The organism is Actinoplanes rectilineatus (assembly GCF_000962825.1).
In the GTDB taxonomy this organism is placed as follows: Bacteria; Actinomycetota; Actinomycetes; order Mycobacteriales; family Micromonosporaceae; genus Actinoplanes; species Actinoplanes rectilineatus.
Map to the genome: position 1 here is coordinate 1 of NZ_JZKF01000029.1, position 12089 is coordinate 12089.

General features: G+C 70.3%; 15 protein-coding genes. 5 read left to right on the forward strand and 10 right to left on the reverse strand.

Translation table 11 applies throughout. From position 1 onward, the window contains the following. Positions 1-171: 171 nt before the first annotated feature. Positions 172-741: a GyrI-like domain-containing protein gene (locus WH85_RS47240; RefSeq protein WP_052720665.1), complete on the forward strand. Its 570-nt coding sequence runs from the start codon at positions 172-174 to the stop codon at positions 739-741. Positions 742-793: 52 nt separating this feature from the next. Here WH85_RS47240 and WH85_RS22135 read toward each other — a convergent pair whose 3' ends face one another. Beyond that, positions 794-1144 (reverse strand): winged helix-turn-helix transcriptional regulator, encoded by a 351-nt coding sequence (locus WH85_RS22135; protein WP_045743870.1) that lies wholly within the window; start codon positions 1142-1144, stop codon positions 794-796. 48 nt (positions 1145-1192) lie between these two features. Between WH85_RS22135 and WH85_RS22140 the strand changes: the two genes are divergently transcribed. Both WH85_RS22140 and WH85_RS22145 read left to right on the forward strand, forming a co-directional pair. Next, positions 1193-2161 carry an NmrA family NAD(P)-binding protein gene (locus WH85_RS22140; protein ID WP_083449178.1) on the forward strand — a complete coding sequence of 323 codons (969 nt, stop codon included), beginning with the start codon at positions 1193-1195 and terminating at the stop codon, positions 2159-2161. Positions 2162-2361: 200 nt separating this feature from the next. Next, entirely contained in the window at positions 2362-2547 is a 186-nt protein-coding gene (locus WH85_RS22145) for a hypothetical protein (RefSeq protein WP_045743872.1), read from the forward strand. Here WH85_RS22145 and WH85_RS22150 read toward each other — a convergent pair. The 3 genes from WH85_RS22150 to WH85_RS22160 all read right to left on the reverse strand — a co-directional run bounded on the left by WH85_RS22150 (position 2537) and on the right by WH85_RS22160 (position 5344). Then, positions 2537-3355 (reverse strand): TrmH family RNA methyltransferase, encoded by an 819-nt coding sequence (locus tag WH85_RS22150; RefSeq protein ID WP_157411154.1) that lies wholly within the window; start codon positions 3353-3355, stop codon positions 2537-2539. The two genes, WH85_RS22145 and WH85_RS22150, sit on opposite strands and share 11 nt — an antisense overlap. Positions 3356-3448: 93 nt before the next feature. Then, positions 3449-4477, reverse strand: a complete 1029-nt coding sequence (locus tag WH85_RS22155) for a YncE family protein (protein ID WP_045743873.1) — start codon at positions 4475-4477, stop codon at positions 3449-3451. A gap of 306 nt (positions 4478-4783) precedes the next feature. Beyond that, positions 4784-5344, reverse strand: coding sequence for a TetR/AcrR family transcriptional regulator (locus WH85_RS22160; protein ID WP_211275424.1), 561 nt, complete (start codon positions 5342-5344; stop codon positions 4784-4786). A gap of 45 nt (positions 5345-5389) precedes the next feature. On the opposite strand from WH85_RS22160, the gene WH85_RS22165 reads away from it, so the two are divergent. Beyond that, a complete protein-coding gene (locus WH85_RS22165; protein ID WP_045743875.1) occupies positions 5390-6184 on the forward strand; it encodes an MBL fold metallo-hydrolase in 795 nt (264 codons plus the stop codon). A 9-nt stretch (positions 6185-6193) separates the two neighbouring features. Here WH85_RS22165 and WH85_RS22170 read toward each other — a convergent pair whose 3' ends face one another. Both WH85_RS22170 and WH85_RS50630 read right to left on the reverse strand, forming a co-directional pair. Next, a complete protein-coding gene (locus WH85_RS22170; RefSeq protein ID WP_045743876.1) occupies positions 6194-7057 on the reverse strand; it encodes an oxygenase MpaB family protein in 864 nt (287 codons plus the stop codon). A gap of 71 nt (positions 7058-7128) precedes the next feature. Continuing rightward, on the reverse strand, positions 7129-7365 hold the full coding sequence (locus WH85_RS50630) for a hypothetical protein (RefSeq protein WP_157411155.1): 237 nt from the start codon (positions 7363-7365) through the stop codon (positions 7129-7131). Between the two features lie 160 nt (positions 7366-7525). Here WH85_RS50630 and WH85_RS22175 point away from each other — a divergent pair, with 160 nt between their 5' ends. Further along, on the forward strand, positions 7526-8851 hold the full coding sequence (locus WH85_RS22175; RefSeq protein WP_083449179.1) for a helix-turn-helix domain-containing protein: 1326 nt from the start codon (positions 7526-7528) through the stop codon (positions 8849-8851). Positions 8852-8854: 3 nt separating this feature from the next. Here the strand turns inward: WH85_RS22175 and WH85_RS22180 are convergent, their stop codons facing one another. The 4 genes from WH85_RS22180 to WH85_RS22195 form a co-directional block, all read right to left on the reverse strand. Continuing rightward, the gene (locus WH85_RS22180) at positions 8855-10030 is read right to left on the reverse strand and encodes a UDP-N-acetylglucosamine--N-acetylmuramyl-(pentapeptide) pyrophosphoryl-undecaprenol N-acetylglucosamine transferase (RefSeq protein WP_045743878.1); all 1176 of its coding nucleotides are present in this window, start codon (positions 10028-10030) and stop codon (positions 8855-8857) included. A gap of 56 nt (positions 10031-10086) precedes the next feature. After that, entirely contained in the window at positions 10087-10275 is a 189-nt protein-coding gene (locus WH85_RS22185; protein ID WP_045743879.1) for a hypothetical protein, read from the reverse strand. Between the two features lie 93 nt (positions 10276-10368). Beyond that, the gene (locus tag WH85_RS22190; protein ID WP_045743880.1) at positions 10369-10725 is read right to left on the reverse strand and encodes a DoxX family protein; all 357 of its coding nucleotides are present in this window, start codon (positions 10723-10725) and stop codon (positions 10369-10371) included. Between the two features lie 39 nt (positions 10726-10764). After that, entirely contained in the window at positions 10765-12000 is a 1236-nt protein-coding gene (locus WH85_RS22195) for an extracellular catalytic domain type 1 short-chain-length polyhydroxyalkanoate depolymerase (protein ID WP_045743881.1), read from the reverse strand. Positions 12001-12089: the final 89 nt, after the last annotated feature.

Sequence of the window (12089 nt, forward strand, 5' to 3'; positions counted from 1 at the left end):
CTCAACGGGGGAATCTCCGTTCGGGGCGGTCGGCTGTGAAGCAGGAAACCCGGCGGGCGACCGCCGGAATCCCCGTCCTTTAGGGCGGGGAGAAGTCAAGAGGTCTTCACCCGGGCCTTCACCCGCCACCTCGGTCGTAGTCCGCAGCGCTACCGTGCCCGCGGGTTGAACGTGGCTGGCCAGCACATCGCCGCCGTGCACGCCTCGACCGTGAGTTCGACGGCGCCCTGCATCAGCCTCTACCGCATCAGCATCATCGAGAGGAAACCCGCTGTGCCCCTCGACATCTCGGTTCGTGACCTGCCCACCGTCCACGCCCTCGTGATTCGCCGCCGGGTCACGCGCGACGAGATCGCGACTGCGCTCGCCGAGTGTCTGCCGGTGGTGTTCGACTACGCCCAGCAGCATGGGCTGGCTATCGCCGGGCCGCCGTTCGCCCGCTATCCGGAAGTAGGGATGGGGTCGCTGACCATCGAGAGCGGCATCACCGTCGTCGAGGCTCCGTCAACGGCACTCGCTGACGGGATCGAGGCGCTCGTCATTCCACCGGGTCGAGCAGTGGTGACCATCCATCGCGGACCCTACGACAGCCTGCCCGAGTCCTACCAGCGAATCGAGAGGTGGATTCGTGACCAGGGGCTGTCCGCGGCAGGAGCGCCTTGGGAGACGTACCTGACCGATCCGGGGGAACGCCCGGACCCGGCGACGTGGGAGACGGAAATCGTCCAGCCCGTGCGGTGACCGGGCGCGCTGTGATCGGCCGGGTTGCTTCTCGTGATCCTGTACAGCTTTTCTAAAGGACCGCGGCCGCTTCATGAAAGTCGACCACGGCCCCGCCGTGCTGCGCTGACCAGTCGGTCAGGACCCGGATCGGCTCGATCAGGGTTGCTCCCAGCTCTGTCAGGCGATATCCGGCCTGCGTCCCGGCCTCGCTCGCGACGAGACCATGGCCTTGCAAGCGGCGCAGGGTCTGGGTGAGTACTTTGCGGGAGACGCCATGGATCACGTCGGCGATCTCACCGTGACGCAGCGGACCCCGGCTGAGCGACCAGACGACCGGTACCGCCCACTTGTCGCTGAGAATCTCGATGGCGAGCCGGGCCGGGCAGTCCGACACGAAGCCGCTGGGTGCGCATCCATACATCGCTCGACGTTACCAATCGGTTCCGAGCGCCCTTCTAGCTTGGTCGTCATGCGATCTTCGAACTCCGCACGAACTGTCCTGGTGGTCGGCGGCACTGGTGCGATGGGCAGCAGCGTGGTACGCCGCCTCCTGGCGACCTCCGACGATCTGCTCGTCGTTCCGACCCGCGATCCAGCCTCGCCCAGGGCGGTACGGTTGGCCGAACTCGGTGCCGGCCGGGTCACCCTGATTTCCGACGCCCTGGACGCGGCCGTCATGCGCCGCGTCGACCGTGTCTTCGCCAACACCAACTTCTTCGCCGCGGCCGACGTGCTCACCGAGTACCGGCAGGGGATCGACCTGCTCGAGGCGGCCCGCGCGGCCGGCGTGGATCGCTTCATCTGGTCGTCGCTCGACGCGGCCGCCACGCTGACCGGGGGAACCAATCCGGTCCCCCATTACGACACGAAGGCGGCTGTCGCTGCGCACATCAATCTCATGCGTGCGCACGAGATGATGCGTCAAGAAGAGGACGGCTGGTACACCGAGCACGTGTCGGTGCTCGTGACGGCACCGTACTTCGAGAACCTGTATCTTCTCGCGCCACAGGAGGGCCCACTGCCCGACGGCCGGCACGGCATGCTGTTCACGCTCGCCCTCGGCGACGGCACATGGCCCTTGATCGCACTGGACGACATCGCGTGGTTCGTCAGCCACATGTTCGACTCCTGGCAGAGCTGGGGCGAACGGGACCTGGCCGTGGTGGGCGACAGCCTCACCGGGCAGCAGATAGCGTCCGTCTTCGAACGCGTCACCGGAGTCCCATCGGCCTACCAGCCGTTGCCGCTCACTACCCTGCGCGACGCCATCCCCGGGACCGGCCATGACTTCGCGGCCATGTTCCAGTTCTTCCAGAGTCGGAACATCGCCGCCGGTGACCGTGACATCGACGCTCTGCGAAAGCTGCACCCGAACCTGATGACCTTGGGCGACTGGTTGCGTGCGACGAACTGGGACGGCAGGCAAAAGAACTGGTAGACGTGGCTATGAATTGTCGCCGGTGCGGAACACCGGTCCTGGCTGCCGCACCCGCTGGTGCTGGGGCTGGGGGAGAGCCCCGGGTGAAGATGGGTGTCTTTCCCCTTCTTGCCGGACCGGGGCCTATGGTGCCGGGACCTGGCGGCGGATGGGGCACGCGGTGATCGCATTGCCGGCGGCTGCCGGTTCGGTATCGATCGGTGGCCCGATGCGGGTGGCACGGTTTCGAGGGCTACCGCACTGCCGGGGGCGGCCCGACACTCGCCGGGGTGTGGGCGGTGTACGCCGGGCTTGTCCTGCTGGTGACGGTTCCGGTGCTGTTGTGGACGTTGTGGGGGCTGGCTCGTCTGCGGGGCCGGGTCCTGGGAGGGGCCGTCACCCGGTGAGCGCCCGCTGCCGGGCCGCCTCGTACAGGACGATCGTGCCGGCGGCCGCCGCGTTGAGGGAGCTGGCGGAGCCTCCGATCGGGATGCGCAGCATGCGGTCGCAGGACTCCCGCCAGGCCGCGCTCAGGCCGTGTGTCTCGTTGCCGATCACGACGATGGTGGGGCCGGTGAAGTCGTGCGCGGTGATGTCGTGGCTGCCGTGCTCGTCGGTGCCGACGATGACGGGGTTCACGGCATGTAGCGATGAAGCCCAGGCGAGCACCTCGCGGTGACCGGGCGCGCGTACGACCGGCACGGCGAAGAGGGAGCCGGTGCTGGCGCGTACGGCCTTGGGGTCGTAGGGGTCGGCCGCATGCCCGGTGGTGATCACGCCGGACGCGCCGAGGGCGTCGGCGGAGCGGATCAGCGTGCCGATGTTGCCGGGGCTGGTCGGCCGGTCGAAGACCACGAGCGGCAGGCCGGGGCGGACCGGGATCCGGTCGAGGTCGTCGGCGGGCTGCCCGACGACGGCGAGCAGCTCCGGGACCTCCTGATCCTTGCCGCCGAGCTCCCGGATCAGCTCCGGGGACAGGCGCACCCGGGTGGCGTCACCGGCCTGGTCCAGGACGTCGTTCGCCCACGGTGAGAGATCTCCTTCACCCTGGATGAGGGTACGAACGTGCCAGCCGTGCCGGACTGCGAGGCTGATCGGGCGTACCCCCTGGACCAGGAATTCGCCGGACCGGTGGCGCTTGGTGCGGTTGGTTGTCAGCGCGAGCCACTGTTGGAAGGCGGCGTTCCGGGTCGTGATCCGGAGCATCGTCGTCACCACCTCGCACCCTGGCCGGACCATCGATTGTGCTCGCTGTCCCCCGATCCGGTAACCACCGGATCGGGGGAGGCCCCCATCGGCCCGGGGCGGTCAGCGGGTGACGACGTGCAGTTCGGCCCGGTCGGCGGGCTCGGTGGCGTCGTAGGTGACGGTGTAGAGCCGCCGGGTATCCGGTGACCAGGTCAGAGCGCCGGCAACGATCGCACCGGTCGAGCCGGCCAGGGTGGTGTCGGAGAGCAGCGTGCCGCCGGCTCGGTAGACGAGCAGATGCCGGCCCACCTCGGCGCCCTCGACGGCGGTGGCCAGCAGGGTGCCGCTGTCGGTGAGTTCCATCGCCTGCAGGAACGGGCCGGTCTCGTACGCGCCGGTCTGCTGGGTGAGGTCCGTGACGGCGTACCGCTGCACCCGGTAGGCCCCGGCCGCGTATGCGGTCCGGCCGCCCGGCGCGAGCGCCAGGTCGAACACGTCACCGCGGGCCGGGTCGTAGGAGCCGGGCCCGGCCGGGCCGAGCACGCCGCCCGTGCTGACGGTGTAGGCCCACAGCCGGGCCGGGCTGAGGCCGTAGTCGCTGACGAGCAGGATGCCGGGGTTCGCTCGGGCGGTGGCCAGCAGCGGCGGGGTGAAGAACTTCTGTCCCGCCAGCTCGAGGGTCACCGTGCCCGCACTGCCGCGCAGGTCGACCCGGCCGAGGTCACTGTCCCACTGGCCGCAGCCGTACCCGAACCACAGATGCCGGCCGGTGACGGCGAGGGTCTCCGGGCAGGGGCCGGTGGTGTAGCGGGCCGTCTCCCGCAACGTTCCGGTGTCGAACGCGACGATCGCGTTCGCGGACGGCAGCGCGGCGAACAGGGTCCGGCGGTCCAGGCTCAGCTGCAGGTCGGTCGGTCCGGGCAGGTTGTCGAGGCTGCCGGTCACCACCCCGGCGGCGTCGGTCACGGCGATCTGGGTGGCGGTGCGGCCACCACTGACGAACACCCGGCCGGCGGTGGCGACCACATCGGCCGGTGCGGTGAACGGAAGGGTGGTGACGGTGGACGCCGCGAGTGCGGGCCCGGTGAGTACAGCGGTGGTGCAAGCCGCGGCGGTGGCGGCGAGAGTGATCCGTGCGACGGTTCTCATCAATCCCCCTGGCGCGTCGTCGGCAGACGCGGAGGACCAGGCCGGCATGGACGACACGCCGATCGGCCACCCCCGTGAGCCGATCCGGAAAAATGAAGAGGTACCAGGGGCGGGCAAGGGCGGGGACGTCGCTTTACGCGTACCCCGGAAAGGGATCGAGAGAATCGCCTGGTCCTCGCCGCGCCACCGCCCGCGCACGGCGCCCGGCGAATCGGATTGCCGACAGGCGGCCCACGGTGAGAGTTCTCCTCCGGCCTCGATGGGGCGGAAGGCCGCGTCGCGTGTGGTGATCCGGAGCGTCGCCGGTCACTCCGAGGACTGCAGGACCCGCCGGATGAGGTCGTCGACGAAGTCCTCGGTGGCGGGTTCGCCCTCGTACGTGACGCGGACCAGGACCGCCCCGGTGAGCTGGGCGAGGGCCGGGGCGATGTCGTCCGGATCCAGGTGTTCGGCGAGGATCGCGCGCAGGCCGCTCGTCCCGGTCTCGTAGAGCCGGTGCCGCAGGGACCGCATGACCTCGCCGTGCCCGGAACGTTCGACGACGCCGGCGAGGAGGCGGTCGAGGCGCCGTTCGGTGAGGTCGGTGGCGAAGTCGAGGAGTGCGGTCCGCAGGTCGGCGCGCAGGTCCCCGGTCGGCGCCGGGTGGTCGGCGGCGTCGCAGATGTGTTCGATCGCCGCGCGTACCAGGTCGAGCCGGCTGGGCCAGTGGGCGTAGACGGTGCCCTTCGCATATCCGGACCGGGCGGCGACCGCGGCGTGCGTGACGGCGTCCCAGCCCTCGTCCAGCAGCAGGGCGGTCACCGCTTCGATCACGTCGCGTTTGGTCCGCACGATTCTCGGGTCTTCGGCCACTGCCTGATCGTTCACAACCGCCATGGTAACTACTGAACAGGTTGTGCAATAGTGAACGGCATGACCAACAAAGTCGGGATGACGATCACGCAACTCCCCACCGGGACGTACGCCACACCCGCCGCGCTCGCGGTCCGCGGCGGCTCCTTCCGGGACCGGCGCGACTTCACCGCCACCGCCGTGCTGATCGAGCACCCGGACGGTGACCTGCTGATCGACGCCGGATTCGGCCGGGACGCCGGCGCCCACATCGCCTCGCTGCCCTTCTACCGCCGGTCCGCGCACACCCTCGGCCCCACCGCGGCCGCGCAGCTCGACGCCCACGGCTACGACCGGTCCCGGCTCCTCGGCGTCCTGGTCACCCACACCCACTGGGACCACGTCAGCGGACTCGACTCGCTCGACGTACCGGTGTGGATCAACGACGACGAACTCGCCTACGCCCGCAAGGCGACCTCCGACCGGGTCTTCGCAAACGTCGCCGCGGGGCACGAGCTGCGGACGTACCGGTTCGACGGCCCCGCCCATCTCGGGTTCCCGGCCAGCCACGACGTCTACGGCGACGGCTCCGTCGTGATCGTCCCCGCCGCCGGTCACACCACCGGGTCGATCATCGTCTTCGTCACCGCGCCCGGCGATCGCCGGTACGCCTTCATCGGCGACCTCACCTGGCAACTCGACGGCATCACCGAGCACGCCGAACGACCCCTGCTGATGCGCTACCTCGCCGACAGCGACGCCCGGCAGGTCCGCGCCGACCTTGCCCGGATCATCGCGATCGCCGACCGCTACCAGATCGTGCCCGCCCACGACGCCCGCGGCTACCGGGGCATCCCGGTGCTCGCCCCGCGATGAGACGAGGCGTCACCGGTCCGGTTCGTCGAGCATGTCGTGCCGTCCTTCACCTGAGCCGGCCGGCCCCAGGTCGCTGATCTCGTAACCGTCCGGGTAGCTCGGTGCGGTCAGACCGCCCTCGAAACGGCCGGCCGTGCGCGGGGTGCCGAGGTGGCGGATCAGCAGGGACCGGGCCCGCAACCCGCGATCGACCGCCACCCTGACCAGCCGCGGTGGGGTGGCGGCACTGGTCGCGGCCCGCAGCCGGTCGTCGTACGTGGCGCCGACGATCAGCCGGGCGAACCCGCCGAGCATGCCCGCGTTGGCCCGCTCGATCGCGGCGGCCTCCGGGTTCGGGACCAGGTGCTCGGCGTCGTAGGCGTCGAACCAGCCGGTCAGCTCGTCCAGGGTGTCCGGGACCGGCACGTGCATCAGGCGACCGAGTTCCGCGTAGAAGCGGAACGTGGCCTGCCGTTCGTGACAGCACGGTTCTCGCCACGCGTACCTGTCCAGCCAGCGCAGCGGGATCACCACGCAGCAGGCGAGCACATAGAGGTACTCGTCGGCGGGCTGGTCGCGGTACGGACGGTGGATCCGGTTGATCCGGCGGATCGCCTCGCGGCTGCGCGGATGGTCCAGGCCGTGGATGACCATCTCGTACATCAGCAGGCCGGTGTCGTCACGCCTCTTGCGGGTACGTTCGGTGAGCTCACCGGTCCCGGCCAGGATGCGGGCGATGGACGGGGTGGAGAACGACCGGTTGAAGCCCTGGTTGAGGCCCAGCTTCATGTCGAAGGGGAACTCCACCAGCACCATCTGCCGATAGATGTCCGCGAAGTCGACGTCCGGGTCAAGATCTTGGATGCGCCGGAGATTGGCGTAACGGCCTCTCATGGTCCGGACATTCAAGCAGATCGCCGGGTACGGGCCACGGGCGGCGGGCAATGGCGCCCGCCGCCCGTCTGTCATCTCCCACAGCCGGATCGCCGGTCGGCAACCCGCGCTGCGGCCGTCATGGTCACCGCCGTGATCACGCACAGCGCGACCAGAGACTGAAGGACGACGCGTTCTCCCAGCCCCCACACTCCGGCGGCGCCGAGGATGCTGCCGATCGCGGTTGCGAAACTGCCTCCGGCCAGCAGCACGGCGCGGGCGACCGAAGGACCGCCCTCTGGCCTGCTGGATGTCGTCAAGTCGGTCATCACGATTCCCTTCGCCGGGGTACGCCGTCGCGAGCCTTGACGTGAGAAGACCAGCCGACCGGTGCGGGAAACCAGGCATGCCGACTTCTGTGCAAGTCTCTTGCGTGATTCGCATGAGGCGCGCGACGGTGAGAGTCCCGGGCGTCGAACGGAGCGGGCCGTGACCGCACTCTCCTGGACGACGAACCCGGCAATTCTGCAGGCTTCTCGCGCCGGCGAATACGCCACCATCCTGCGCAGTGCCCGGGCCGCCGCCGGGTTGACGCTCGAGCAGCTCAGCGCAGCCAGCGGCTATTCGGCGTCGACGCTGTCGCGGCTGGAGAACCGGCGTCGGCCCATTCGTGATGAAGCCGAGTTGCGCAACCTCGCTGACCTCTACGGGGTACCTCTGCGATTGTTCGGCCTGCCTGCCCCGTCTGCGATGTCCCCGAGGTCTAACCTGGCGAAGACAGTGGACAGAGGGGGCGACGACGTGCAACGACGCAACTTCCTTGCCGGGGCTGCGGTGGCCGGGGTGTCGGCAGTCCTTCCGGGATCGTCCCCTGCCGACGCGACTCCGGCAGGGCACTCGATCCCGGATGTGCTCTTCGGCCGTGTCGTCGCGGAACCGCTGCCGGGCCGCCAACTCGCGGCGCAACTCGCAGCCGCCCGGGGTGACTACCGGGCCGCACGCTACAGTCGGCTCGCCCGGCGGCTGCCGAGGTTGCTTGCTCAGGCCCATGCGGGCCGGGACGCCGCCGGTCTCAGCGAGATCGCCGCAGCGTCCGACCAGCTCTCCGAGGCGTATGTCGTCGCCGCTCAGCTGCTTCTCAAACTGCATGACGACAGCCTGGCCTGCGTCGCCGCGGACCGTGCACAGCGAGCCGCCGGCACCGGAACCGACCCACTGATGATGGCGGAGAGCCGGCGGCTGGCCGCCACGGTCCTCCGGCGTGCCGGTCACGGTGACAGCGCCCAGCAACTGGTGCTCGCCGCCGCGGCCCGGCTTCGGGACGACGTTCCGCGCCGGGACGCCGCGACCCGGGCCGCCTACGGCCGGATGCTCGCCGTCGCCGCCTACACCGCAGCGGTCCGTGACGACCGGGACGCGGCCTGGGAGCTGCTCGCCGAGGCCGGACAGGCGGCCGCGGTGGCCGGCGGGGCGGCCGCGTTCAACGGCACTGAGGTCGCCGTCTACCGGATCAGCGTCGCCCGCAAGCTCGGCGATTACGGAGCCGCGGTCGACTTCGCCCGGCGGGTCGACCCGCGATCGATCGCCGACGCCGAGCGGCAGGCCCGCTACTGGGAGGACACCGCGCTGGCGTTGCACGGCCGGGGCCGTCCGTACGAGGCGTTCACGGCCTTACGTTCCGCCGAGCAGGATGCTCCGGAGGAGGTCCGCTGCCGGCCGTGGGCTCAGCAGCTCACTCGCGACCTGCTGTCGTCCCCAGCGGCTCGGGGTATGTCCGGGCTGCGGGACTTCGCCGTCCGTACCGGTGTGGTCTGAGCCCTATCCTTTCGGCTGCGCGGTGGCGGCCAGGATCTCGGTGACGACCTGGTGGGCGGCGTCGGGGCGGCCGTGCTTGCGGGCGGCCTGCGCCAGCGCGTCGCGCTGCCGGGGGTCGGCGAGCAGGCTGGTGACCTCGGTGAACAGGTGCTGCGCGCTGACCTGGTCGCCGTCGAGCATGCGGGCCGCGCCCTGCTCGGCGAGGTGACGGGCGGTGATGCGCTGCTCGTCACCGGCCGCATGCGGGTACGGCACCAGGATGCACGCCTTGCCGAGGGCGGTGAGCTCGGCGACCGTGCCGGCGCCGCTGCGCGCGATGACGATGGCGGCCGCGGCCAGCAGGTCGGGCAGCTCGTCGTGGATGAACTCGACGACCCGGTAACGAGCCGCCAGGTGCGGCGGCAACTGGGCGGCGGCCTGCTGCATGTCCGCGTAGTTGAGGCTGCCGCACTGGTGGACGATCTGGCAGTGGGGGAGCAGGCCGGGCAGCGCCTCGGAGACCATCCGGTTGATCTGCTGGGCGCCGAGCGCGCCACCGGTGACCAGCACCAGCGGGACCGACGGGTCGAGGCCGTAGGCGGCCAGCCCCTTGCCCGGGTCACCCTGCAGCACCGCGGGCCGGATCGGGTTGCCGGTGACGACGGCCCGGCGGCGGACCCGCTCGGAGAGGTGGGCGAGCGAGGCCTCGTGGCTGAGCAGGACCCGGGTGGCGACCTGGGCGAGGATCCGGTTCGCCAGGCCGAGGCCGAGGGTCTGTTCGTGCAGAAGGTACGGCACCCGGAACGCGGCGGCGGCCAGGCCGATCGGCACCGAGACGAAACCGCCGGTGCTGAGCACGACGGCGGGACGGGTCCGGGCGACGGTGAACGCGGCCTGGGCGATGCCGATCGGGATCCGGAACGCGTCGACGAAGTTGCGCCACAGGTCACGGGGCGAGACGGAGCGCCGCAGCTTGCCGGTGACGACCGCCTTGAACGGGATGCCGTTGCGTTCGGCGATCTTCGCTTCGAGCCCGGTCGCGACACCGACCCACAGCAGCTGCGGGGTGGTGCCGACCTCGGCGAGCCGGGCCTGCAGCTCGTGGATCGTGGTCAGCGCGGGATACGTGTGCCCACCGGTGCCGCCACCGGTCACGATCATGCGGAGTGTGGTCAGACGCTGGGTGCTGTAGAGGGACATACCTAGCCACTTCGATGAACGTGAAACCGGACAGAGTCGCCGAGTCTAGCGGGCTCCTAGAAGCGTGGGTCGCGGGTGGGAACCGGGACCTGCGGGGCGCGGCGGAACAGCAGCGGCAGGGCCGACGGGCCGGGCACCATCGACGCGGCGACGAGGGCCTCGCGCCGGTGGTCGCGGGTCAGCTCGTTGATCTCGGCGGTGGCCTGCAGCCGGAAAGCGATGCGGGCGGCGAGCCTGCGGAACATGGAGTCTCCTTGTCGAGAGGTGTCGCGTACCACGGTAGGCCGGAGAAGGGCCGGACAGGGGTGCCCTGAGAGGGCACCCACCCGCGATCTGCGTCACGATCCGTAGTGGTAGGCCACGGTGAGCACCAGCGTCGTGGTCACCGTCACGAAGAAGATGAACCAGCCGAGAAGATTGCGCGAACCGACCCGCAGATGCGCGATCAGCGCACCGGTGAAGTACAGCACCAGCCCGGCCGCGGCCAGGGTGCCCAGCCACGGGACGGCGAGGCCGGCCACCAGCCCCAGCGAGCCGGCGGCCAGCAGCAGGCCGAGGACCGGCACGAAGCGGCGCGGGATCCGCTTCATGTCGGCCTGGGCTTTCGGGTACTCGTGTCCGATCAGGTAGAAGACTGCCGCGGTGGCGGTGAAGACCGCGGCGATGACGGTGGTGATCAAGTAGGCGGTGTGCACGGGACAGGGACGGCGTGCCACCGGGAAACGTGACAGTCGTCAGGAGGCCTGGCAGGTGGGTGTCGCCGTCGGGCCGGTGCCGGTGCCCTGGAAGCCGAACTCGGTGCTGCCGCCGGCCGGGACCTGTCCGTTGTAGGTGGCGTTGCGGAACGTGCTGCCGGTGGCGACGGCGTTCCAGGTGCTGGTCACGGCGCTGCCGGACGGCAGGGTCAGGCCGACTGTCCAGCCGGTGAGGGCGGACGATCCGGCGGTCACCTTCACCGTCGCGACGAATCCACCGGTCCACGAATTGAGCGAGATCGTCGCGGTGCAGGCACCGGTCGGGGGCGGCGTGGTCGTGCCGCCGCTGTCCAGGCCGAAGAAGGAGATCGCCATCTTCGCCATGCCGGTCAGGGGCAGTGAGTGCCCGACCCCGGCGACGCTGATCGCCTCGACCGGGGCCTGCACGGTGTTCGTGCCGTACCGGGTGCGGGTCCATCCGGCCTGCGGCGTGTCGGTGGCGACCGGTGTCTGGCTGACGCCGAGCACGTCGGTCCACTGTTTGATCTCTTCACCGAGGTTGGGGTACGCCAGAACGGTGTCCGTCGCGCCGTGGAAGACCTGCATCCGCGGCCGTTTGCCGGTGTACCCGGGGTAGGCGGCGCGGACCAGGTCGCCCCACGCGGCCGGCGTCTTGATCAGCTGGCCGGACGAGCAGGTGCTGTTCCAACCGGCCTGGTTGGCCGGGTCGGTGGGGTCGCCGGCGGTGGCGGCGAAACAGCCGAACGGCACGCCCATGAACGCGGACCCGGCGGCGAACACGTCGGGATAGTCACCGAGCAGCACGTTGGTCATCATGGCGCCGGACGAGGCGCCGGTGACGAAGGTGCGGCCGGCGTCGGTGCCGTAGTTCTGCTGGACCCAGCGGACCATCGACACGATGCCGGCCGGGTCGCTGGTGCTGTCGTGGGTCAGCGCGCCGGGGCTGGAGACGTCGTAGCAGTTGCCGTTCCGGACGGTGGACGGGTAGATCACGATGAAGCCGTACTGGTCGGCGAGCGACCGGAACTCGGTGCCGGAGAAGAACGCCGGGCCGGAGCCGGTGCAGTAGTGCACGGCGACCAGCAGTGCCGGGTCGGCGGGCCGGTTGTCCGGCACGTAGAGGTGCATGCGCAGGCCGGTCGGGTTGGTGCCGAAGCCGGTGACCTCGGTCAATGCGGCCGCGGCGGCTGGGCGGGTCGGCAGGAGAACGACGGCGGCGAGCGTGACGAGCGCGGCCAGCAGGGCTCTTCGCATCGGGAAACACCTCTCCTGATTGACATTTTTCAATGTCATGCATGTTACGGGAGCGCTCCCACGGAAGCCATCACCGCATACTGTCAAGA

Coding starts and splice junctions, on each gene's coding strand:
- WH85_RS22135 (WP_045743870.1), bottom strand. CDS start 1,144: ATGTATGGATGCGCACCCAGCGGCTTCGTGTCGGACTGCCCGGCCCGG.
- WH85_RS22140 (WP_083449178.1), top strand. CDS start 1,193: ATGCGATCTTCGAACTCCGCACGAACTGTCCTGGTGGTCGGCGGCACT.
- WH85_RS22155 (WP_045743873.1), bottom strand. CDS start 4,477: ATGAGAACCGTCGCACGGATCACTCTCGCCGCCACCGCCGCGGCTTGC.
- WH85_RS22165 (WP_045743875.1), top strand. CDS start 5,390: ATGACCAACAAAGTCGGGATGACGATCACGCAACTCCCCACCGGGACG.
- WH85_RS22170 (WP_045743876.1), bottom strand. CDS start 7,057: ATGAGAGGCCGTTACGCCAATCTCCGGCGCATCCAAGATCTTGACCCG.
- WH85_RS50630 (WP_157411155.1), bottom strand. CDS start 7,365: ATGACCGACTTGACGACATCCAGCAGGCCAGAGGGCGGTCCTTCGGTC.
- WH85_RS22180 (WP_045743878.1), bottom strand. CDS start 10,030: ATGTCCCTCTACAGCACCCAGCGTCTGACCACACTCCGCATGATCGTG.
- WH85_RS22185 (WP_045743879.1), bottom strand. CDS start 10,275: ATGTTCCGCAGGCTCGCCGCCCGCATCGCTTTCCGGCTGCAGGCCACC.
- WH85_RS22195 (WP_045743881.1), bottom strand. CDS start 12,000: ATGCGAAGAGCCCTGCTGGCCGCGCTCGTCACGCTCGCCGCCGTCGTT.